The organism is Noviherbaspirillum sp. FW303-A3 (assembly GCF_058788695.1).
On sequence record NZ_JBYTAZ010000001.1, the window covers coordinates 1,438,032 to 1,458,920 of the forward strand.

The following is a 20,889-nucleotide window of genomic DNA, read 5'->3' on the forward strand; positions in this document are numbered from 1 at the left end:
TAAATTCCATGCATATTTCTCGCGTCGACCTGAACCTCTTCACCGTCTTCGAGGCGATCTACACGGAGGGCAGCGTCACGCGCGCCAGCCAGAAGCTCAACCTGACCCAGCCGGCGATCAGTCATGCGCTCGGACGACTGCGGCAGATGTTCGACGATCCGCTGTTCGTGCGCCAGGGCCATGCGATGGTGTCGACGCCGTTGGCGCGCAGCATCATCGATCCGATCCGCCGCTCGCTGCGCAGCCTGGAGGTCACGCTCAACGGCGTGCATGCCTTCGATCCGGCGACGACGGCAAAGCGTTTCAACATTGCGCTGCGGGATGTGCTGGAGGCAACCTTCCTGCCGCCCCTGATGCTGCAAGTGCGGCAAAGCGCGCCGCTGGTGGACGTGGCGGCCAGCCATGTGGAACGGCGCGAGCTGCAAAGCGAAATGGCGAACGGGACGCTGGACGTGGCCATCGACGTGCTGCTGCCGCTTGCGAGCGACATCATGCACACCCGCATCTACCAGGATTCGACGGTGGTGGTCGCGCGCAAGGAGCATCCGGTCATCAAAGGCGCGGTCGATATCGACACCTACCTGAAGCAGGACCATATCCTCGCCAGTTCGCGCCGGCGCGGGCCGGGCCTCGAGGATTTCGAACTGAGCCGATTCGGCATGGAGCGGCGCATCTGCCTGCGCTGCCAGCATTACTTCGCCGCCTGCCGCGTGGTCAGCCAGACCGATATGCTCCTCACCATGCCGGGCCGCTATGCGCGCATCGCCAACGAACAGTTCGGCAACCAGATCCTGCCCTTCCCGCTCGAAGTGCCGCCGTTCGACGTGTTCCTCTACTGGCATTCGAACGTGGACAACGATCCCGCGAACCGCTGGTTCCGCGAGCAGGTGATGCAGTCCGTCGGGACTACGTAACCTGCCGCAGCCGAGGCGCTGCCAGCGCAGGCTTGCGGGCCGGGACAGCCGGCTTCGCCGGCGCCGGGCCGCTGGAGCGGTACCCCATGCGGAAGCCTCCCCAGTGCTTGCCGTTGACGTAAATCGGCACGGACAGGTCGTGCATCACTTCGCCGGTATCGCGCTTGTAGGTCTGCAGCAGGAAGGGCTTGGTGCTGGAGCCGCAGCGTGAGCCGGTACGGTCGCTGAAGATGCGCTTGGTGCGGTTGTTCACCAGGTCGACATCGTAATTGCCGGTCAACGGCTGTGAAAACTTGCGGTTGTGCGTCGGGAAGTAGCCGTTGTTGTCGACGGCGCCCGCATACGCGATGTGCGGCATCTTTTCCAGGATCGATTCCTGGATCGCCGGCAGCACACGGTCGGTGAAGGCATCGAAGGCCGTCCTGTGCTTGGGCGGATTGGTGTTCGGGATCGGCTTGTAGCTGCGGTCGAAGAGCGCCATTTCGGTGATCTGCCCGGTCGCGATCGCCTGTTCGAACACCTTGCCGATGTCGCGGGCCGCCTGCTCGGCCACGGCGCGAATCTCGTCGTGCGAGGTCTTGGCATGGCATGCCGTTGCCGCATCGAACAAGCCTTCGGCGCGGTCGTTCAGCATCATCGCCGACTTCGACGCCAGCGGCAGCTCCGTTTCCGTTGCCAGCATGCCGTCGCGGATGCGCGAGATCGCGTCGGCAATGCGGCGCGTGGTTTCCACATGCTCGCGCGAAGCGGCGGCGATTTCCTCGATCTCGCCCTGTGACGCACTTGCAAGGCGCTCGATGTTGCTGAGGAAGCCGTGCACCTTCTCCACATTCTGCGCTGCTTCCATCACCTTGTCGGTCAGCGCGCCCATACCCGTGGTCGCACGTTCGGCTTCTTCATTGATCTCGCGGACCATCTTGCCGATATCATCGGTTGCAGAAGTGGTGCGTTGCGCCAGCTGGCGCACTTCGCCGGCGACGACGGCAAAGCCGCGTCCGTGCTCGCCCGCACGCGCGGCCTCGATCGCGGCATTCAGCGCGAGCAGGTTGGTGCGGGCGGCGATTTCGTTGATCACTTCGGTGATGCCGTGGATGCGGCGCGCCTTATCCTGCAGCTTGCCCATCATGCCTGACGCCGCCTGCGCATCTTCACGCGCATTGCTGATCTGGCGCAGGCCCTGGTCCACTTCGGCGCGTCCCGCCACGCTCTCGGCGCATACATTGGCGGCCACCTTGGCGGCACGCTCGGCGTTGACGGCAATTTGTTCAGTGGTGTGCGCAGTCTCCTGCGTACTGCCCACGATTTCCTCGGTGGTCTGCAGGTCGACATCGACCTTCTTCTTGATGGAGTCGACGAAGTAGGAGGTTTCCGCCGCGCCGATCATCAGGTGGTCGATTTCCTCGCCGACCTTGTGCGCGAAAGCTTCCGTGCCGTTGCTGCTTCGCGCGTGGAAGACCATCGTCAAGGCGATGCCCGAGGCACAGGCGATGAAGGCGGCGACAAAGGGATTCACTGCCATCCCGGCCAGCCATTCGAACGAAGCCAGCACCGCGCTCACGAGCATGGCTGCGGCCAGCAGCAACAAATACCGAAGTTGTTGAGTATGCATGTTGAATCCTCCCGGTTCTTTTTATTCATCCTAGACCACAGCAGCGCGGCCGTTGCTCAAAATGTTTCGCCGGCGCGATTGTGCTGCGACGCAAAACGTCGGCCAGGGCAGGCAATATGGAAGGTTGATGGAGAGCGCGGATGTCAAAAGGCGTACCCCGGAAACTTCCGGTGCGCGCGATGATGGAACAGAAAGATTACTGCTTGCTTACTGAAAGATTAAATACTCAATGAACCAAAATTCACTTTTTAACGTCATTCCGACGGTTTTGTCATGTCCTCGGGCCGAACCCAGCGGTCGAAATCCGCTTCGCTGACATAGCCATAGGCAAGCGCTGCCTGCTTGAGCGTCGTGCCTTCGCGGTGCGCTCGCTTGGCGATCTGGGCGGCGCGGTCGTAGCCGATGTGCGGAGCAAGTGCGGTCACCAGCATGAGCGAGCGTTCCATCAGCTCGGCGATACGTTCATGGTTCGCCTCGATCCCCTGCACGCAATGGGTATCGAAGCTGCGCATACCGTCAGCGAGCAGGCGCACGCTCTGGAGGAAATTGTGGGCCACCAGCGGCTTGAACACATTCAGCTCGAAATTGCCCGACGCACCGCCGATATTGATGGCGACGTCGTTGCCGAACACCTGGCAGCAGAGCATGGTCAATGCTTCGCACTGCGTCGGATTGACCTTGCCCGGCATGATGGAACTGCCGGGCTCATTTTCCGGAATCGTGATCTCGCCCAGTCCGGATCGCGGCCCCGAAGCCAGCCATCGGACATCGTTGGCGATCTTCATCAACGCCACGGCAAGCGTCTTGAGGCCGCCGTGCATCGCCACCATCGCATCGTGCGAGGCCAGCGCGGCAAACTTGTTCGCGGCGCTCCGGAACGGCAATCCCCTGCTGCTCTCCAGTTCCGCTGCCACGCGCTCGCCGAACGCGGGATGCGTGTTCAGGCCGGTGCCGACAGCGGTGCCGCCCGCGGCCAGTTCGCACAAGGCGGGCAGCATCGCTTCGATCACGGAGCGTGCATGGTCAAGCTGGGCGACGTAACCGGAGAATTCCTGTCCCAGGGTCAGGGGCGTCGCATCCTGGAGATGGGTGCGGCCGATCTTCACGATGCCGGCAAATGCCGCTGCTTTCTTTCCCAGTGACGCACGCAGCGCATGCAACGCAGGCATCAGGCTGTTCGTCACGGTAAGGGCGGAGGCCACATGCATCGCCGTGGGGAAAATATCGTTGGACGACTGGCCCAGGTTGACGTCATCGTTGGGATGCACCAGCCGTCCTTCACCGCGCGATCCGCCGAGCAACTCGGATGCGCGGTTGGCGAGCACTTCATTCATGTTCATGTTGCTCTGCGTGCCGGAGCCGGTTTGCCATACGGATAGTGGAAATTCGTCCGGGTGCCGCCCTTCGATCACTTCATCCGCGGCGCGGATGATGGCATCGGCCTTCGATCCATCGAGCCGGCCGAGATCGCGGTTGATGACCGCACACGCGCGCTTGACGACGGCGAGGGCATGCACGAGTTCGCGCGGCATCGCTTCCGTCGAGATACTGAAGAACTCGCGCGAACGCTGCGTCTGCGCGCCCCACAAGCGTTCTGCGGGAACATCGATCGGTCCGAAGGTATCCCGCTCTGTCCTGGTCTGATCCATCTTCACCCCCATTTGATGTGAAGTTTGATCGGCAATGCGCCTGTGCGTTCCAGCGTCGAGTTTCGCCGGCGAAATCAACCTTCCTGCGAGAACGGGCTGCGGTCGAGGTAATACAGCATGACCACCAGTCCCATGGTCGACAGCACCAGCAGGACCGGGCCGAAGAGCCAGAACGCCAGCGGCACGGTGACGAAATAGGCGCGCATGCCGACGGTATAGAAGGCGCCGGCCTGGTTCAGCCGCGCCGCCACCCATTCCGGCGACAGCGCGCCCTGTGCGGCATCGGCCGGCAGGCTGATCATGAATACCACATGGTTGAGCACCCGGATCGTCATGGCAAAGGCAAAGAAAGCGACGATCAGTGCGGTGAGCAGGCAAAGTATCTTGACGATCCACAGTTCCGGTGCGATCGAGCCGCCGATGTTGAGCACATGCCAGGTGCGCGCCAGGCTTTCCGCCTGTCCAGACAGCGTCAGCGTGCCGATGATGAGCAGGATCGCCGACGACGCCTTGAAAGTGGCGGCCATGGCGAAGTTGCGCAGCGCCTGCACCCCCATGATGTCCTTGGAGCGGTCGCGCATGACGGCCTCCACCCACAGGGTACGTGCCTTGTGGTTGATCGCCTGGATGGTGTAATCCGGATCGCGCCGCACGCGCGAGACAAGGAAGACGTAATAGGAAACGATCAGCGTCACGCTGATGGCAACGGCGGCGGTGTCGAGCTGGAATGCGTTCAATCGCGGTCCCTTCGTGGCAGTAATTCCGGCATCTTACCCCGAACCGCCGGCAACGCCTCAGGTTCCGACGCCGGCCACCGCTTCCGCATCGCTGTCTCCTGCCGCATCGAGCAACTCCCCGTGCATTGTCCAGTAATGGCGGAATGCGTCGCGAATGCCGTCGCGCAGCACGCCTTCATCCCATGGCTTGGCATAGAAGCGGAAGATTCCGCCGAGGTTGACGGCATCGACGACGCTGTTCACGGCGGCGTGCCCGGAAATCATCACGCGCACCGTTTCCGGGTACAACGTCCTGACCCTGCCGAGCAGTTCGCTGCCCGTCATCTCCGGCATCCGCAGGTCGCACAGCACAACCTGCACCTGATAACGGCCGAGCAGCTCGAATGCGTCTTCCGGGGTCATCGCGATCAGCACGTCGTACCCGTCGGAGCGCAGCATGCGCTTGAGTGCCGAAGCGACACCCGGTTCGTCATCCACGATGAGCAGCGTCTGCCGGCGTGGAGCGGTGAGCGCCGGCGGCAGGCGGCGCCGGTTGCGCAATAGCGCCGTGCAGTCTTCGGCAGGCAATGCCCGGCTGAAGTAAAAGCCTTGCATGAAATCGCAGCCGTGGCGCTGCAGGTAACTGAGCTGCGCTTCGGTCTCCACCCCTTCGGCAATCACCTTCAGGCGCAGGCTGTGCGCCAGCGAAATGATGGACAGCACGATGGCGGCATCGTCGGCATCGACGGTAATGTCGCGCACGAAGGACTGGTCGATCTTGAGCAGGTCGATCGGGAAACGCCTGAGATAGGACAGGCTGGAATAGCCGGTGCCGAAATCGTCGATCGACAGGTGCACGCCGATCGCCTTCAGCTTGTGCAGGATGGCGACTGCATGCTCGACGTCGTTCATCATCATGCTTTCGGTCAGTTCCAGCTCCAGCAAATGCGGCGCGATACCGGTCTCTTCCAGGATTGCCTTGATGGAAGACACGAGGTCCTGCTGGTAGAACTGGCGCGGAGACAGGTTCACGGCGACGCGCACCTGCCCGTACCCGGCATGCAGCCAGGCCATGCTTTGCCGGCAAGCGGTGCGCAGCACCCAGTTCCCGATCGGCACGATCAGGCCCATTTCCTCTGCAAGGGCGATAAACCGCGCCGGTGGCACAGCACCAAGCATCGGGTGCCGCCAGCGGATCAACGCTTCCACCCCAAGGATGCCTCCCGTGGCGAGATCGACCTGAGGCTGGTAGTGCAGGACGAACTCGTCGCGCTCCAGCGCATTGCGCAAATCGCTCTCGAGCCGCAGCCGTTCCATCGCCTGCTCGTTCATCGACGATGCATAGAACTGGAAGCTGTTGCATCCCGTTTCCTTGGCGCGGTACATCGCGATGCCCGCATGCTTGATGAGCGTGTCGGCATCGGTGCCGTCGGTCGGGCAGACGGCGATGCCGATACAGCACCCCATCACGAACTCGTAACCCTCGATCACGATCGGCTGTGCAATCGACGCCATGATGCGCTGAATGACCACCGGCGACAGGTTATCCTCGGCGCCCTCAGGCAGGATGAGCACGAATTCGTCGGCGCTCAAGCGTGCGATGGTATCGGACGCCCGGACGGCTTCGCGCAGCCGTTGCGCCACGATATTCAGCAGCTGGTCGCCGGCACGGTGGCCAAGCGTGTCGTTGACGAATTTGAAACGGTCAAGATTGAGGAACAGCACCCACACCGGATGCCCATACCGCACCGCATAGGCACTCGCCTGCCGCAGGCGGTCGTGCAGCAGGCTGCGGTTGGCCAGGCCGGTGAGCGTATCGCGGTTGGCCTGGAACTCCAGTTCGGCCTGGTAGCGCTTGGTCGCGGTGATGTCGTACAGCGCCACGACGAAATGGTTGACCTCGTCCGACTCGTCACGCACGGGAGCGAGGTAGGCGTCGCTCCAGAACATGCGCCCGTCCTTCCCGTAATTGCGCAGGACTGCGTGCGTCTCGCGCTTTTCGCGGGCGGCGGCAAGGATTTCCTGAATCTCCGGCTGGTCGCGGTCTTCTGCCCACAACAAGCTGCAGCTGCGTCCGAGCACTTCGGCGGCGCTGTAGCCGGTAATCCGCTCGAACGCCGGATTGACATACTCGATCGGGTACTTGGGCGGGACTGCACTGGTGATGATGACGGCATTGGCGCTTGCATCGATGGCGCGCTGCCGCAGTTGCAGACCGTCCTCGGCACGCTTGCGCGCCGCGATGTCTTCGATCAAGCGTTCGTTCGCATGCCGCAGCTCCGCGGTGCGCTGTTCCACCAGCTTCTGGACGCGGCGCGAGCGCGAGGCCAGGACCTGCACGAATGCCGCCAGCAGCATGCTGAACAGGATGCCGCCGATCAACGTATTCAGCGAGCCATCGTGCTCCAGGAAGAATGGCTTGGGTTCGGCCGAAACAACGACCCGCCAGATCCTGCCTGCCACATCGAAGTTGTGCACGATCTCTTCGGGCTGGTCGTGGAAGATCCAGCGCGGCAGCCACGATGCCGCCGCCTGCCGGAACGGGCGCGCGCCCTTGCGGAAGACGAGGAATTCTTCGTCCAGGCTGGCCGCGGCATATACACTGATGCCGATTCCGGCATCTTCCATCAAGCTGTTGGTGCGGAGGATCTGTTCGACGAGATAGGGAGCGTTGAACACCGCCGCGGTATCGCCGATAGCCGCCCTGCGCCGCGCCGCCACCGAGTTGAGCGGCATGCCATGCCGGTAGACCGGCATGAGCACGAGGAAGCCGCGCAGCTTGCCGCCGCCCTGGGCAAGGGTGATCAGGCCCGTCGACGACACCGTTCCGGTATCGATCGCGCGTTCCAGTGCCGCGATGAGCTCCGCATTGTGGGACACGTCCAGGCCGAATGCCACTTCGTTCCCATGCATCGGCTCGATGTAGTCCACCACCAGGTGACGCTCGCGCGGTTCGGCCGGCACCACCTTGCCGTCCTTCAGGCGCGTCATCGCAAAACCCGGAAACCGCCGCCGCATCCGCGCCTCGTAGGCCTCCCGCTCGCTGTCCGCGACAAAGCGGTGGAAGTTGAACGCCTGCACATACGGATGGCGCTGCAACAAAGGGTCTGTAAACACGCCGAACTGCTCGCGGCTGACCGGCTCGACCGTAGCAAACAGCTGGTTGAGGAACTTGAGGACCTGCACCGTCTCGGTCAATTGCTGCCGGAGCGTAACAGTGCGAAGACTGGCGCGCTGCTGGAAATCCAGGTCGACCTTGTCATGTTCGAGCCGGCGCATTCCCACGAATAGCGCCGTCGCCCCGATCAGCCCCACGACAAGCGCGAGGACAGCGGCGGCAGAAAGGTTGAACGGCAAGCGACATCGCGGCATGGCGGTTCCGGTGAGGTACTTTTTGAATGAAAAGCAGCTTGGCAAAAAGTCATCCCTCGCCATAAAAAATTGAGCAAATTCACGATAGGGTAGCGCAGTTTGTTGCCACAAGGTAAGAGTGAACGAGCGTTTCTATCGCTCTGCCCGTCTCATCGACCGGTGAGTGTGGTTGAGCGTCAACAATCCGCACGCAATGCGCCTCCATGCGGAACGCCCGCAAGGTCTATATTGGATTGAAGGAAGGATGCGAGGGACTCCCATGGAATACCGGTTTCTCACACTGTGGCGGATTGCTGCGCCACGCCAGCAAGTGTTCGACGCCGTATTCGACTCCCTGCAATGGCCGGCCTGGTGGCCTGGCGCAGAGCACGTCGAGCAGATCGCTCCGGGCGATGCCGGCGGCATCGGCAGCCTGCGGCGCTACATCTGGAAAGGCCGGCTGCCATACCGCCTGTCCTTTGTCGCGCGCGCGACCGAGATCGAGAAGTTCCACCTCCTTGCTGCCGAGGTCAATGGCGATCTCAACGGCTCGGGACGATGGACCTTCATGCATGATGCCGGAATCACAACCGTTCGCTATGACTGGCAAGTATGCACGACCAAGCCCTGGATGAATGCGCTTGCGCCGCTTGCCGGCGGGGTCTTCGCCAGCAACCACCACGCGGTCATGCGGCAAGGCGGTGAAGGGCTCGCCCGCCGTCTTGAAGCGCATCTTGTCGATGCTTTTTACGGCGACCTGCCCTAGACATAATGTATTGACCTGCCGCACCTCAAGCGACGCGGATTAAGCTTGAGGTTTTTCAACCCAGGCTCAGAGCCGTAATTGAGGGGGCAGGCCGTGAACGAGTTTAGCAAATACGTTGGATTGGATGTGCACAAGGAGACGATTGCGGTCGCTGTGGCGGAGGCCAACGGTGGCGAAGTGCGCTATGTCGGAGAGATTGCCAACACGCCGGAAGCGATGATCAAGCTGGTACGGCAGCTTGGCAAGGGCGGCACGAAGCTGTCGTTTTGTTATGAAGCTGGGCCGTGCGGCTATGGGGTGTATCGACAGCTGCAAGGGCTCAAGCAGGCTTGTCTGGTGGTAGCACCGTCGCTGATTCCCAAGAAGGCTGGCGACCGTGTCAAGACGGACCGACGTGACAGCTTGAGCCTGGCAAGACTGCATCGTGCTGGCGAACTGACAGCGGTCTGGGTGCCGGATGAGGAGCATGAGGGCTTGCGGGATTTGACCCGGGCACGCGAGGACATGAAGCATTTGCAGCGGCAAGCCAAGCAACGCTTGCTGGCTTTTCTGCTACGGCATGGCAAGCGTTATGACGGCAAGAGCAAGTGGACGCAGGCACATTACCGATGGCTGGAAACGGTGAAGTTCGAGCAGCCGGTGCAACAAATCGTTTTCCAGGAATATGTCGATACGGTGCTGTCATGTCACAAGCGTGTGCAAGGGCTGGACAAGCAGATTGAGCAGGTGGTTCAGGCAGCGTCGGTATGGCCTGTGATTCAGGCGCTCATGGCGCTGCGCGGAGTAAATCTGCTCACGGCAGTCACCATAGTGGCCGAGATCGGGGATCTGAAGCGATTTGCCAATGCCCCGCAGTTGATGGCGTACCTGGGCCTTGTGCCCAGCGAGTATTCCAGTGGAGGCAGCGTGCGCCGTGGTGCGATTACAAAGACCGGCAACAGCCACGTGCGACGGGTACTGATCGAGGCGGCGTGGACCTATCGGCATCCAGCACGCAAGACTGCGGTCCTGCAGCGGCGTGCCGAACACGCGCCCGAGGCGGTTCAGGAAATCGCATGGTCGGCACAAAAGAGACTGTGCCGACGGTATCGGCTCCTCGACGAAAAAGGCAAGCTCAAGGTGCAAGTCTGCACGGCGGTAGCACGCGAGTTGGCCGGGTTCATCTGGGCAGTCGGACAGACATTGCCTGCGCCACGCAGTGCAAAAACAATTTGAAGGACACGCAGATGAATAATCAGCGGGCTCACAGCAGGGCAAGCAACGGTCGGAGAACCCTCGCACCCTCTATGAGGCACCAGACCACCGGATGATCCTCGCCACTAGAGAGAGGCAGCTCCACGACGAATCTTTGTCATGCGGTAACCAACCCGCGTATATCAGACTGATCAACCGTCGTATCGCCGCCTGCTCTGCTGTGAGTCCGTTGTAATTGTAATGATGATTTTTTGAATGACCTTGACGGGTCAATACATATCAGAGGGTTGCGCCAGAGACGTTCGGTACCATTCCACATGGTCGCGTCAAAGACACTGGCGCCGGAAACCGTCGAAAGGATGCGCAAGGCCATTGCCCAGCTCGACAAGAGCGGGGAACTGAAGAGATTGCTGGAAAAATGGGCGGGGTACTGACCGGCCGGCAGCCGTCGAAGGCGTCCGGTCAGGCCTTCTTCTCCACCGGTTCCGGCAGGAGGCAGGCGTCAACGATCTGCAGGTCGTTGTCCTTGGCAAAGTTCAGCACGAAGTGGTAGGCCATCGGCTCGATCTCACGCAGCGCCTCATTGACGACCACGGACTTCACGCCGCCGAGGACAGTGGGTTTGACGTACGGAGAATATCGAAGGTGGGAACCCGGTCCGCGCATCCCTTCCGGACGGAAGCAGGACATTACTCCACACAGGCGTTCAGCCCAGTCGCTCGGGCGGAATTGCCTGCCGTTGCTGGTGAGGCCCTGGATGAAGAACTCGCGGGCGACGGGCTTCGATGTGGTGGAATCGGCCATGTGTTCGGCTTCTTTCAAAAAGCGGTGCTACTGCTTTCGGGTCCGTTTCGGTGCATGCGAAGCGGCTCTTTCAGCTTGCCCCTATTATGCAGGAGCAAGCTTTCATTATTCTTGCATATTATATCTTATAGAAGACTTGAAGTGAAACAACATCTCGCAATGTGAAAAATGACAATATTGCAAAAATGGCCACATTCTCGTCTGCGGACGAGGAAGGCCATTGACAAAGGATAGTCGCCGCCCGGCGTTTCGCTACCGGAACGCGCGATTTTCAGGAAGGAAACGAGGCCGGGTCAGCCCAGCCAGACGGCGAACGAAAGCAGGAGCAGGAGCAGCATCCACAACAGCAAGGCGCGCCAGACCAGGCCGACGGTGCTCTGCAATGCACGCACGGTTGCCTCTTCGCCGGGGGGCATTTCGGCCTCGATACCGCCGGCATCGATCGTGGTCGCATCCACAAACCGCAGGTCCGCGGCATTTTCCCTGGCGCTGCCCAGGCGCAGGCCCATCGCTCCGCCGCCAGCGCACAGGATGATGCCGATCGCCTCATCCTGCCAGCGGTGGGCAAAATTGCGCCACGCGTAAATGGCATCCTCAAAATTGCCGACCACGGCAAATGCAATCGCGGTCAGGCGCGCGGGAACCCAGTCGATCCAGTAGAAGGCCTTGGTGGCGAATCGGCCGAACGGCTCGTTGCGAAGATGCTCCGGCTCATTCCAGGCGCGGGCGAGGTACTCGGATACACGGTACAGGATGGCGCCCGCCGGCCCCAGGGGCAGCGCGAACCAGAAGAACACCCCGAAAACATTGCGGTGCGTGGTCACCAGCGCATTTTCCACCGCCACGCGCGAGATCTCGCTCACGTTCATGCCGGTCGTATCCTGTTTCGTCCATTCGGCCAGCAGGCTGCGGGCGGTCGCCTCGTCGCCGCTGTTGAGCGCGAGCTGGATGGACGTGAAGTAGTGGCTGTAATGGCGGAAACCGAGGGTCAGGTAGACCACGAGGATATTCCATGCCAGTGCAAGAAAGGGACTGATCTTCGCGCACAGCCAATAAATCAGAAGCGCAGGCACGAGCAGCGCGAGCATGGTCACGATCCAGGCCAGCCGTCCGTGGCTTTCCTGCCCTGCGTTGAATGACGCCTCCATCCGCGCCGCCAGTTGCTTGATTGACGCATACATCGGGTTATCGGCCCGCAGCGGCTTGAGTTGCTCGAACAGCAGCGCGAAGAGAATCGAGAGAAATGTCATCAGCTTGTCGGTTGTATCAGGTAGCCGTAACGATAACCCAGTGCCACGCGGGAATCAAACCGGCCAGCTCAGGCACGCAGGAAATGGAACAGGTTGCGCAGCATGCCGGCCGTTGCCCCCCAGATGAAAAAGCGGTCATACGGCATCGCATAGAAGGTCCGCCGGCCGACGCCGGGGAGTTCGATGCTGCGGCGCTGGTGATTGGCGCCGTCGAGCAGGAAGGCAAGCGGCACCTCGAAAATCTCCGCCACCTCGAACGGATCGGCCCGCAGGTCGAAAGGTGGTTGCACGAGCGATACGACGGGCGTCACGCGAAATCCGGTGCCGGTGAAATAGTCGGGCAAGGTACCGAGCACATCGATGTGCTGCCGGTGAAGTCCGACTTCCTCCTCGGTTTCGCGCAAGGCGGTTTCGACAGGTGAGGTGTCGGCCTCATCGACGCGGCCTCCGGGCAAACTGATCTGGCCGGCATGGTCGTTCAGGTGGGCGGTGCGCTGGGTAAGCAACAAGGTCAATCCGTCATCGCGCACGACGATAGGCATCAGCACCGATGCCGGCGTCGGCTCGCCGGTCTGCTTTCGCATCAGCCGTTCCTCGAAACCTTCCGGCTCCCAAGCGGGAGGATTGGCAAAACGTTCACGCAGCCAGGATTCGTTCAACCGCTCCGGTGCGACCGCGGGCTCGCCCGCAAGGGATTCAACAGGAAGAGCTTCGGGGTCGAAAATCAGTTTGGACAAAACATGTTCCTCGGCGGTGCGGATGATCCGGTATCGATTCTAACGTGATTGCGGTCTCGACTCACGACGCAGCGCAGAAATGAAAAAGGGCACCACAGGTGCCCTTTTCGCTTGCAGTAATCGGCGATTACTCTGCAGCTTGCGCCGTCACACGACGGTTCGGCAGCTTTTCCTTGATACGTGCCGACTTGCCGGAACGCTCACGGAGGTAGTACAGCTTCGCACGGCGTACGTCGCCGCGACGCTTGACTTCGATCGAAGCGATCAGCGGGGAGTACAGCTGGAAAGTACGCTCAACGCCTTCGCCGGAAGAGATCTTGCGGACGATGAAGTTGGAGTTCAGACCGCGATTGCGGCGTGCAATCACGACGCCTTCGTAAGCCTGGGCGCGCTTGCGGGTGCCTTCAACCACGTTGACGTTGACGACGACGGTGTCACCCGGCGCGAAGTCAGGAATGTTTTTGCCCAGGCGGGCGATTTCTTCTTGCTCGAGTTTCTGGATCAGATCCATGTTCAGCTCCTTAAGCCATCATGCCGGCGCGTTGAAAATTGTTTGCCCGGTAGAGGATGGGGTTTTACAAATGCGGGTTGCCCCGCGCGATACAACAAAACTACGACTTCAAACTGCTCAAAAATTTTTCGTCGGCTCGCGACAGCAAACCTGCCTCGCGCGCCTTCTCGATCAGGTCAGGCCGCTTCTTCGCAGTCGCCAGCAGCGCCTGTTCCCGCCGCCACTTTTCGATTTCCGCATGGTGCCCACCCATCAGAACCGGCGGCACCGGCACACCGTCGTAGGATTCCGGCCGCGTGTAATGCGGACAATCGAGCAATCCGTTGACGAAGCTGTCTTCAATTGCCGACACATCGTCGTTCAATACGCCCGGCAACTGCCGGATCACCGCATCCATCAGCGCCATCGCCGGCAACTCGCCACCCGACAGCACGAAATCGCCGAGGCTGATCTCTTCGTCCACGCACCGGTCCAGCAATCGCTGGTCGACCGCTTCGTAACGGCCGCACAACAACACCAGTCCGGTCTCGGCAGTCAGCTGCATGACACGTTCGTGCGTCAGCTGTTTGCCTTGCGGCGACAGATACACCACGCGCGGCTGCGGCAAGCCCTGTTCCATCTGGCGCGCCTTGGCTGCGCCGATGGCCGCCTCCAGAGGCTTGGCCAGCATCACCATCCCGGGACCGCCACCATAGGGGCGATCATCGATGGTGCGATAGTTGTCCGTCGTGAAATCGCGTGGATTCCAGAGCGACAGCGCACATTTCCTTTGTTCGAACGCGCGCCGGGTGATGCCCGACTGCGTGATCGCGGTGAACATGTCGGGAAAGAGCGTGACGACATCAAATTGCATCTCGACTCATCCCAAAATCCGGGCTAATAATCCAGCCCCCAATCCACCGTAATTTTTTTACCTGCCTGGTCTACCGTCTTGACGAACTGGTCGACGAAGGGGATCAGCCACTCTTTCGGCTTCTGATCCGGCGACGCGACCGGCGCCACGACTCTCAGGATGGGATGCGCGCCATTGTCCATCAGGTCGGCGACTGCACCGAGGGCTTCGCCCTCCAGGTTTTCTACTGCCAGGCCGACCAGGTCGACCCAGTAAAACTCGTTGTCATCAAGCGGCGGGAAATGGCTTCGCCGGATCTGCACGGTTGCGCCCTTGAGCGCTTCGGCTCCATTGCGATCCGCCACACCCATCAACTGAGCGACAACGTCTTCGCCGTGCACCTTGGCCTGCATCATGTCGACGTCGTGCAGGACAGGCTTGTCCAGCCACCACGTCTTTGCATGCAGCATGGCATCCGCATCCGAGGAATAGGGCTTGATCCTGACCCAGCCCTTGATGCCATAGGCGCCGGTCACATAACCGACCAGCACCAGATCTTCAGGGACAGCAACCCCTGACACCGTCTTGATTGACAAATCCAGCGACTATATAGAAGCCGAATTAAGCAGCGGTCTTGCCGGCTGCCTTGACCAGGCGAGCAACCGTCGGGGACAGTTGTGCGCCAACGCCTTGCCAGTGCGCCAGGCGGTCTGCGGCGATACGGAAACCTTCATCCTTGCCTTCGGCTACCGGATTGTAGAAACCCAGGCGCTCGATGAAACGGCCGTCACGGCGGTTACGCGAGTCGGTGGCAACGATGTTGTAGAACGGGCGCTTCTTGGCGCCGGCGCGGGAAAGACGAATAACGACCATAATGTGCTTCCAAAAATTGTTCGAAGGCGGAAAAAGCCGGGAATTATAGCCCGTTTTTCAGGTTTCCTGCAAGTTTAGTCATTGGACAACGACAGAGAGCACAGCCAAATTGCACTGAAGGCGCGCCTCATGCACACTACAGCCCCGAAAATACCCGGCTTCAGGCTGGCAAGAAGCCGGATTTTAACAAAATCACAAACCACTCAAGACGGAATGACTACATCGCACAAGAACAAGACGCTCGCCACCTTCCTCGCCGCCGTTTTCGGCGGCCTAGGCTTCCACAGGTTCTATCTGTACGGCAAGAAGGACGTCTGGGCCTGGGTGCATGTCTTGCTGTTCCCGCTCTCGATTTTTCCCGCTTTCATCGAAGCGCTGGTCATCGGCCTTACGCCGGATGAAAAATGGGACAAAACCCATAACAAGGACTCCAGCCGAAAATCGGATTCCGGTTGGCTACTTGTGGCGCTGCTGGTGCTGACGTTCGGAGGCGGGGCAATCGCCATCATCGCGGCAATCGCCCGCACATTCGACCTTCTGTTTACAGGCGGCGCATACGGTTAAGCATGGGCAAGCGGGCGCTCGATCGGCGGGGTGCCTTCCTTGAACATCTGCTTGATCTGCTGACGCAGTTCAGGCGTATCTTCATGATGATGGACGGCAACAGCGTGCTGAACTGCCGCATCCAGGAGTTCTTGGTCTGAATCGGCCGACAAGGCGACCGTGCAGTTCATGTCGCTCGGGAATTCGCGACAGTCGATGTATTTGCGGGTCATGATCCTGCTCTCCTCGCTGGAGTGAATGGACGAGCGTGCAGCGATGCACTGCACTATGTCGTTATAGCGCGCGGATGTGCGTCCACAAGGCGCGTGTGTGTCGGAATGTTGATCCAGATCGAAGTCAGATGGAGACGCTGGTGGTTTCCAGGAGTTGGCAACCGTCGATCCGCCATGCGCTGTCGTCACCTTGCTGCATCCAGAAGATGGCGAGCCAGACCCGGCTGTTGCCGTCCGTGACGCGTACTATCTGGATGGCATCGCCGTTGATGACTTCGGGCCTGGAGAAAATGACGCGCTGGTAGCGGTAGATCGGGTTGTATTCTTCCTTGATCAGCCGCAGGAAGTTGTCCGGGCTGCCGATCAGCATGCGCTTTTCTGGGGTGGCAAGCTCGAATGCGCTGACGGCATCGTCGTTCGATAATGCCTCAAGCTGGGTTTGCACCACTTCGTGGATCGCGATGGCGTCGGCCGTCGTGATATCGTCGATCGCCCATGCGCTGCTCCACCACGGTGCACAAAGCCCGAACAACAGGCCTGCCATAGCCAGTAACCGTTTCATGATCGCCTCCCGACCAGAAACCAAGGGTTGTCAATTCAGTATACGGCAGATAAAAAAAAGTGCTGAGAGTTCACTGCTGGACAAAAAAATAAGGCAGCCCGGCCTGCACCGGACTGCCTTTCGACTTGTCGCGACGTCGTTGCGTCAGAACTGGTCTTCCGCCAGCGCCATCACGCCGGCGCTGCCGTCGATGATCGACGTGCGATAGCTGGAAGCCTGCGACAGGATGTGGTCTGCAAAGAAGCGCGCGGTACCGATCTTCGCCTGGTAGAACTTGGCGTCGCCCTCGACTGCCTTCAGCTTGCGCTCGGCAACCAATGCCGCGCGCGCCATCTGCCAGCCGCCCAGCACCACGCCAGCCAGTTTCAGGTACGGCACGCTGCCGGAGAAGACGGCCTTGATGTCGGACTTCATGTTGTTGACCACGAAGTTGACGACTTCTTCAAGCGCCTTCGAACCGATTGCCAGCTGCGAGCGAATCGCGGCGAGGTCCGGCGACGTGGAAGCGGACAGTTCCTCTTCGGTGCGGCGCACCTGGGCCAGGATGGCTTTCGCCGTCGCCCCCGCGTCGCGCACGGTCTTGCGGCCGACGAGATCATTTGCCTGGATCGCGGTCGTGCCTTCGTAGATCGGGAGGATGCGCGCGTCACGGTAGTACTGGGCCGCACCGGTCTCTTCGATGAAGCCCATGCCGCCGTGCACCTGCACGCCGTTGGAAGCGACATCGATCGACATCTCAGTGGACCAGCCTTTGACGATCGGCACCATGTATTCGTAGAACGCCTGGTTGGACTTCCGCACGGCGTCATCCGCGCTGTGGTGCGCAGCGTCGTAGGCAGCCGCGGTGACGTAGGCCATTGCGCGGGCGGCTTCGGTTTGCGCGCGCATCGACATCAGCATGCGGCGGACATCCGGGTGATGGATGATCGCCACCGGGCCTGCGGAACCGGCGAGGTCGCGCGACTGGACGCGGTCACGGGCATAGGCCACCGCCTTCTGGTACGCGCGCTCGGCAACGCCGACGCCCTGCATGCCGACGGCGAAACGGGCCGCGTTCATCATGATGAACATGTACTCGAGACCACGGTTCTCTTCGCCAACCAGCGTGCCGATCGCACCGCCGTGGTCGCCGAACTGCAGCACCGCCGTCGGGCTGGCCTTGATGCCAAGCTTGTGTTCGATCGAGACGCAGTGCACGTCGTTGCGCTCGCCGAGAGAGCCGTCCTTGTTGACCAGGAACTTGGGCACAACGAACAGGGAGATGCCCTTCACGCCCTCCGGCGCGCTCGGGGTGCGTGCCAGCACGAGGTGGACGATGTTCTCGGCCATGTCGTGCTCACCGTAGGTGATGAAGATCTTGGTGCCGAAGATCTTGAAGGTACCGTCGCCCTGCGGCTCGGCGCGGGAACGCACGAGCGCGAGGTCGGAACCGGCCTGCGGCTCGGTCAGGTTCATCGTGCCGGTCCACTTGCCGGAGATGAGGTTCTCGAGGTAGGTATTCTTGAGCTCGTCGGAGCCCGCCGTCAGCAGCGCTTCGATGGCGCCGTCGGTCAGCAGCGGGCACAACGCGAACGACAGGTTCGCGGAATTGAGCATTTCGATGCAGGGAGTCGCCACCAGCTTCGGCAGGCCCTGGCCGCCGAATTCCGTCGGATGCTGCACGCCCTGCCAGCCGGCTTCGCCGAAGGCCTTGAACGCGTCCTTGAAGCCCTTGGTCGTGGTGACCTTGTTGCCGTCGTGCCAGTAGCTCGGTTCCTTGTCGCCCGCGACGTTGAGGGGTGCGACGACTTCGCCGCAGAACTTTGCGTTTTCGTCCAGGACCGCTTCGACGGTTTCCGGCGTTGCGTCTTCGCAGCCGGGCAACGCATTTACTTGGGACAGGCCGGCAAGTTCGTTGATCACGAACAGCATGTCGTTCAACGGGGCGACATAGCTCATTTGAGACTCCAAAGAAAAATGGCAGGACTGCGGGAATTATTACGAAACCCGGAAAAAAATCCTGTCAGTTCCGCGACAAACCCGGCAGGTCCTGCCCGGTATTTAATAATTATTGTGCGCGGGGCAGCCATGGCGGATGCCCCGGTGTTTCTATCAGCCGAGCTCGGAAACCAGCTGCGGCACCACTTCGAACAGGTCGCCCACGATGCCGTAGTCGGCCACGGAGAAGATCGGGGCTTCCGGATCCTTGTTGATGGCGACGATGGTCTTCGAGTCCTTCATGCCGGCCAGGTGCTGGATCGCGCCGGAAATACCGACGGCGATGTACAGCTGCGGCGCGACGATCTTGCCGGTCTGGCCGACCTGCCAGTCGTTCGGCACGAAACCGGCGTCGACGGCGGCACGGGACGCGCCCATGGCGGCGCCCAGCTTGTCGGCCAGCGGTTCGAGGATCTTGAAGTTGTCGCCCGAGCCCATGCCGCGGCCGCCGGAGACGATCACCTTGGCGGCGGTCAGTTCCGGGCGGTCGGACTTGGCCAGTTCGCGGGAGACGAAAGCAGACTTGCCCAGGCTGGCGGCGGCGCTGATGGTTTCGACGGCAGCATTGCCGCCGGCAGCAGCGGCGTCAAAACCGGTGGTGCGGACGGTGATGACCTTGACGTTGTCGGTCGACTGCACGGTGGCGATCGCGTTACCGGCGTAGATCGGGCGCTCGAAGGTGTCGGCGGAGACGACCTTGGTGATTTCGGAGACCTGGCCGACGTCCAGCTTGGCAGCGACGCGCGGCAGGATGTTCTTGCCGTAGGCAGTGGCCGGAGCCAGGATGTGCGAGTAGTTGCCGGCGATAGCCAGGACTTGCTCTGCAACGTTTTCGGCGAGGCCGTCGGCGAAGTGCGCGGCATCGGCCAGCAGCACCTTGGATACGCCGGCGATCTTGGAGACGGCTTCGGCTGCGCCACCGGCATTGTGGCCGGCAACCAGGACGTGGACGTCGCCACCGGCTTGCGCCGCGGCAGTGATGGTGTTGAGCGTGCTTCCCTTCAGCGAAGCATTGTCGTGTTCAGCAATGACGAGTGCGGTCATGATGATGGATTCCTGATCTGAATAGGTTTAGATGACTTTTGCTTCGTTCTTGAGCTTGGAGACCAGCGTGGCGACGTCCGGCACCTTGATGCCTGCGGAGCGCTTCGGCGGCTCGGAAACCTTCAGGGTCTTGACGCGCGGAGTGACATCGACGCCGAGGTCGGCCGGCTTGAGGGTGTCGAGCTGCTTCTTCTTGGCCTTCATGATGTTCGGCAGGGTGACGTAGCGCGGCTCGTTCAGGCGCAGGTCGGTGGTGACCACGGCCGGCAGCGTGAGGGAAACGGTTTCGAGACCACCGTCCACTTCGCGCGTCACGACAGCCTTGTCGCCTTCGATCGAGACCTTGGAGGCGAAAGTGGCTTGCGGCCAGCCCAGCAGGGCGGCGACCATCTGGCCGGTCTGGTTGCAGTCGTCGTCAATGGCTTGCTTGCCGAGGATGATCAGTTGCGGCTGTTCCTTCTCGACCACGGCCTTGAGCAGCTTGGCGACAGCCAGCGGCTGCAGTTCGGCATCGGTCTCGACCAGCACGCCACGGTCGGCGCCAATGGCCATCGCGGTGCGCAGGGTTTCCTGGCACTGGGTCACGCCGCAGGACACTGCCACGATCTCGGTGACCTTGCCGCCTTCCTTCAGGCGGGTGGCTTCCTCGACCGCGATCTCATCGAACGGGTTCATCGACATCTTGACGTTGGCGATGTCGACACCGCTGCCGTCGGACTTGACGCGGACTTTGACGTTGTAGTCCACCACGCGTTTGACAGGTACCAAGACTTTCATAGCTTTGCCTTTGTAAAGAAACAATTGACGTTAACGTAAACCGAACCGTGATTATATGAGACAGTTGACTGTGCGACGAAATTTAGCACGACCGTTCTATTAATTGGTAGAGAGTATGCACTAAATCGCATCAAAAATCCAAGGAAACGTGATGCGATTTGCCCGCCGGAATCGTGCGGGAACCAAGCAACAACTGGACTTGCGGGGACGTTGAAGGGGAAGACTACGAGAAAGAAAGGAAGCGGGACATGCGCGGGATCAGGGATTATTTACGCTTCATGAAGAAGGTGAATTCCTTGTTGTCTTCGCTCTGGCCGACCAGTTCGTTACCGGTCTGGCGGGCAAATGCCTGGAAATCGCGAACGGAGCCGGGATCGGTCGCCAGCACCCGGAGGATTTCGCCGCTGGTCATTTCGGCCAACGCTTTTTTTGCCTTCAGAATCGGCAAAGGACAGTTGAGACCGCGAGCGTCAAGCTCTTTATGAAATTCCATATTCATTACTCTGTAACGAAAAATCGATGGGAAATTCTACCCCAAATGAAAGGT

Annotated in this window: 21 protein-coding genes; 4 read left to right on the top strand and 17 right to left on the bottom strand. The window is 60.9% G+C overall.

What is annotated here, in order from left to right:
• The first annotated feature begins 8 nt into the window (after window positions 1-8).
• On the top strand, window positions 9-914 hold the full coding sequence (locus AC3WOY_RS06990) for a LysR family transcriptional regulator (RefSeq protein ID WP_492422114.1): 906 nt from the start codon (window positions 9-11) through the stop codon (window positions 912-914).
• On the opposite strand, the gene AC3WOY_RS06995 is transcribed toward AC3WOY_RS06990, so the two are convergent.
• The 4 genes from AC3WOY_RS06995 to AC3WOY_RS07010 all read right to left on the bottom strand — a co-directional run bounded on the left by AC3WOY_RS06995 (window position 907) and on the right by AC3WOY_RS07010 (window position 8,260).
• On the bottom strand, window positions 907-2,523 hold the full coding sequence (locus tag AC3WOY_RS06995) for a methyl-accepting chemotaxis protein (protein WP_492422116.1): 1,617 nt from the start codon (window positions 2,521-2,523) through the stop codon (window positions 907-909). The two genes, AC3WOY_RS06990 and AC3WOY_RS06995, sit on opposite strands and share 8 nt — an antisense overlap.
• Window positions 2,524-2,777: 254 nt before the next feature.
• Window positions 2,778-4,172 carry a class II fumarate hydratase gene (gene fumC, locus AC3WOY_RS07000; protein WP_492422118.1) on the bottom strand — a complete coding sequence of 465 codons (1,395 nt, stop codon included), beginning with the start codon at window positions 4,170-4,172 and terminating at the stop codon, window positions 2,778-2,780.
• 74 nt (window positions 4,173-4,246) lie between these two features.
• Complete coding sequence (locus tag AC3WOY_RS07005; RefSeq protein ID WP_492422120.1) at window positions 4,247-4,909, bottom strand: DUF599 domain-containing protein; 663 nt, start codon at window positions 4,907-4,909, stop codon at window positions 4,247-4,249.
• 57 nt (window positions 4,910-4,966) lie between these two features.
• A complete protein-coding gene (locus AC3WOY_RS07010) occupies window positions 4,967-8,260 on the bottom strand; it encodes an EAL domain-containing protein (RefSeq protein ID WP_492422122.1) in 3,294 nt (1,097 codons plus the stop codon).
• Between the two features lie 259 nt (window positions 8,261-8,519).
• Between AC3WOY_RS07010 and AC3WOY_RS07015 the strand changes: the two genes are divergently transcribed.
• Entirely contained in the window at window positions 8,520-9,005 is a 486-nt protein-coding gene (locus tag AC3WOY_RS07015) for an SRPBCC family protein (RefSeq protein WP_492422124.1), read from the top strand.
• 93 nt (window positions 9,006-9,098) lie between these two features.
• Window positions 9,099-10,220: an IS110 family RNA-guided transposase gene (locus tag AC3WOY_RS07020; RefSeq protein WP_492422126.1), complete on the top strand. Its 1,122-nt coding sequence runs from the start codon at window positions 9,099-9,101 to the stop codon at window positions 10,218-10,220.
• A 441-nt stretch (window positions 10,221-10,661) separates the two neighbouring features.
• On the opposite strand, the gene AC3WOY_RS07025 is transcribed toward AC3WOY_RS07020, so the two are convergent.
• From AC3WOY_RS07025 to rpsP, 7 genes are all read right to left on the bottom strand, one after another.
• Window positions 10,662-11,003, bottom strand: coding sequence for a DUF3579 domain-containing protein (locus AC3WOY_RS07025; protein ID WP_492422128.1), 342 nt, complete (start codon window positions 11,001-11,003; stop codon window positions 10,662-10,664).
• A gap of 293 nt (window positions 11,004-11,296) precedes the next feature.
• Window positions 11,297-12,253 carry a CobD/CbiB family protein gene (locus tag AC3WOY_RS07030; protein ID WP_492422130.1) on the bottom strand — a complete coding sequence of 319 codons (957 nt, stop codon included), beginning with the start codon at window positions 12,251-12,253 and terminating at the stop codon, window positions 11,297-11,299.
• Between the two features lie 68 nt (window positions 12,254-12,321).
• Window positions 12,322-12,990: a CoA pyrophosphatase gene (locus tag AC3WOY_RS07035; protein WP_492422132.1), complete on the bottom strand. Its 669-nt coding sequence runs from the start codon at window positions 12,988-12,990 to the stop codon at window positions 12,322-12,324.
• A 127-nt stretch (window positions 12,991-13,117) separates the two neighbouring features.
• Window positions 13,118-13,501 carry a 50S ribosomal protein L19 gene (rplS, locus tag AC3WOY_RS07040; RefSeq protein ID WP_492422134.1) on the bottom strand — a complete coding sequence of 128 codons (384 nt, stop codon included), beginning with the start codon at window positions 13,499-13,501 and terminating at the stop codon, window positions 13,118-13,120.
• Between the two features lie 100 nt (window positions 13,502-13,601).
• Window positions 13,602-14,354, bottom strand: a complete 753-nt coding sequence (trmD, locus tag AC3WOY_RS07045; protein WP_492422136.1) for a tRNA (guanosine(37)-N1)-methyltransferase TrmD — start codon at window positions 14,352-14,354, stop codon at window positions 13,602-13,604.
• Between the two features lie 23 nt (window positions 14,355-14,377).
• On the bottom strand, window positions 14,378-14,929 hold the full coding sequence (rimM, locus tag AC3WOY_RS07050) for a ribosome maturation factor RimM (protein ID WP_492422138.1): 552 nt from the start codon (window positions 14,927-14,929) through the stop codon (window positions 14,378-14,380).
• 25 nt (window positions 14,930-14,954) lie between these two features.
• Window positions 14,955-15,206 carry a 30S ribosomal protein S16 gene (gene rpsP / locus AC3WOY_RS07055; RefSeq protein WP_420476553.1) on the bottom strand — a complete coding sequence of 84 codons (252 nt, stop codon included), beginning with the start codon at window positions 15,204-15,206 and terminating at the stop codon, window positions 14,955-14,957.
• A 213-nt stretch (window positions 15,207-15,419) separates the two neighbouring features.
• On the opposite strand from rpsP, the gene AC3WOY_RS07060 reads away from it, so the two are divergent.
• Window positions 15,420-15,770, top strand: a complete 351-nt coding sequence (locus tag AC3WOY_RS07060; protein WP_492429218.1) for an NINE protein — start codon at window positions 15,420-15,422, stop codon at window positions 15,768-15,770.
• Here the strand turns inward: AC3WOY_RS07060 and AC3WOY_RS07065 are convergent.
• The 6 genes from AC3WOY_RS07065 to AC3WOY_RS07090 form a co-directional block, all read right to left on the bottom strand.
• Window positions 15,767-15,982, bottom strand: coding sequence for a DUF1059 domain-containing protein (locus AC3WOY_RS07065; protein WP_420476551.1), 216 nt, complete (start codon window positions 15,980-15,982; stop codon window positions 15,767-15,769). The two genes, AC3WOY_RS07060 and AC3WOY_RS07065, sit on opposite strands and share 4 nt — an antisense overlap.
• Before the next feature lie 124 nt (window positions 15,983-16,106).
• Window positions 16,107-16,544, bottom strand: a complete 438-nt coding sequence (locus AC3WOY_RS07070) for a DUF4864 domain-containing protein (RefSeq protein WP_492422141.1) — start codon at window positions 16,542-16,544, stop codon at window positions 16,107-16,109.
• Between the two features lie 144 nt (window positions 16,545-16,688).
• Window positions 16,689-18,482 carry an acyl-CoA dehydrogenase gene (locus AC3WOY_RS07075; protein WP_492422143.1) on the bottom strand — a complete coding sequence of 598 codons (1,794 nt, stop codon included), beginning with the start codon at window positions 18,480-18,482 and terminating at the stop codon, window positions 16,689-16,691.
• Between the two features lie 153 nt (window positions 18,483-18,635).
• Window positions 18,636-19,565 (bottom strand): electron transfer flavoprotein subunit alpha/FixB family protein, encoded by a 930-nt coding sequence (locus tag AC3WOY_RS07080; RefSeq protein ID WP_492422145.1) that lies wholly within the window; start codon window positions 19,563-19,565, stop codon window positions 18,636-18,638.
• A 27-nt stretch (window positions 19,566-19,592) separates the two neighbouring features.
• The gene (locus AC3WOY_RS07085) at window positions 19,593-20,342 is read right to left on the bottom strand and encodes an electron transfer flavoprotein subunit beta/FixA family protein (RefSeq protein WP_492422147.1); all 750 of its coding nucleotides are present in this window, start codon (window positions 20,340-20,342) and stop codon (window positions 19,593-19,595) included.
• A gap of 265 nt (window positions 20,343-20,607) precedes the next feature.
• Entirely contained in the window at window positions 20,608-20,835 is a 228-nt protein-coding gene (locus tag AC3WOY_RS07090; protein ID WP_492429220.1) for a sulfurtransferase TusA family protein, read from the bottom strand.
• Window positions 20,836-20,889: the final 54 nt, after the last annotated feature.

Excerpts from the sequence above, each read along its gene's own strand:
- AC3WOY_RS07080 (WP_492422145.1), bottom strand. The coding sequence starts at position 19,565 with ATGACCGCACTCGTCATTGCTGAACACGACAATGCTTCGCTGAAGGGA.
- AC3WOY_RS07065 (WP_420476551.1), bottom strand. The coding sequence starts at position 15,982 with ATGACCCGCAAATACATCGACTGTCGCGAATTCCCGAGCGACATGAAC.
- AC3WOY_RS06995 (WP_492422116.1), bottom strand. The coding sequence starts at position 2,523 with ATGCATACTCAACAACTTCGGTATTTGTTGCTGCTGGCCGCAGCCATG.
- AC3WOY_RS07060 (WP_492429218.1), top strand. The coding sequence starts at position 15,420 with ATGACTACATCGCACAAGAACAAGACGCTCGCCACCTTCCTCGCCGCC.
- AC3WOY_RS07090 (WP_492429220.1), bottom strand. The coding sequence starts at position 20,835 with ATGGAATTTCATAAAGAGCTTGACGCTCGCGGTCTCAACTGTCCTTTG.
- fumC (WP_492422118.1), bottom strand. The coding sequence starts at position 4,172 with ATGGATCAGACCAGGACAGAGCGGGATACCTTCGGACCGATCGATGTT.
- trmD (WP_492422136.1), bottom strand. The coding sequence starts at position 14,354 with ATGCAATTTGATGTCGTCACGCTCTTTCCCGACATGTTCACCGCGATC.
- AC3WOY_RS07015 (WP_492422124.1), top strand. The coding sequence starts at position 8,520 with ATGGAATACCGGTTTCTCACACTGTGGCGGATTGCTGCGCCACGCCAG.
- rplS (WP_492422134.1), bottom strand. The coding sequence starts at position 13,501 with ATGGATCTGATCCAGAAACTCGAGCAAGAAGAAATCGCCCGCCTGGGC.
- AC3WOY_RS06990 (WP_492422114.1), top strand. The coding sequence starts at position 9 with ATGCATATTTCTCGCGTCGACCTGAACCTCTTCACCGTCTTCGAGGCG.
- AC3WOY_RS07010 (WP_492422122.1), bottom strand. The coding sequence starts at position 8,260 with ATGCCGCGATGTCGCTTGCCGTTCAACCTTTCTGCCGCCGCTGTCCTC.
- AC3WOY_RS07070 (WP_492422141.1), bottom strand. The coding sequence starts at position 16,544 with ATGAAACGGTTACTGGCTATGGCAGGCCTGTTGTTCGGGCTTTGTGCA.
- AC3WOY_RS07030 (WP_492422130.1), bottom strand. The coding sequence starts at position 12,253 with ATGACATTTCTCTCGATTCTCTTCGCGCTGCTGTTCGAGCAACTCAAG.
- rpsP (WP_420476553.1), bottom strand. The coding sequence starts at position 15,206 with ATGGTCGTTATTCGTCTTTCCCGCGCCGGCGCCAAGAAGCGCCCGTTC.
- AC3WOY_RS07085 (WP_492422147.1), bottom strand. The coding sequence starts at position 20,342 with ATGAAAGTCTTGGTACCTGTCAAACGCGTGGTGGACTACAACGTCAAA.
- AC3WOY_RS07025 (WP_492422128.1), bottom strand. The coding sequence starts at position 11,003 with ATGGCCGATTCCACCACATCGAAGCCCGTCGCCCGCGAGTTCTTCATC.
- AC3WOY_RS07075 (WP_492422143.1), bottom strand. The coding sequence starts at position 18,482 with ATGAGCTATGTCGCCCCGTTGAACGACATGCTGTTCGTGATCAACGAA.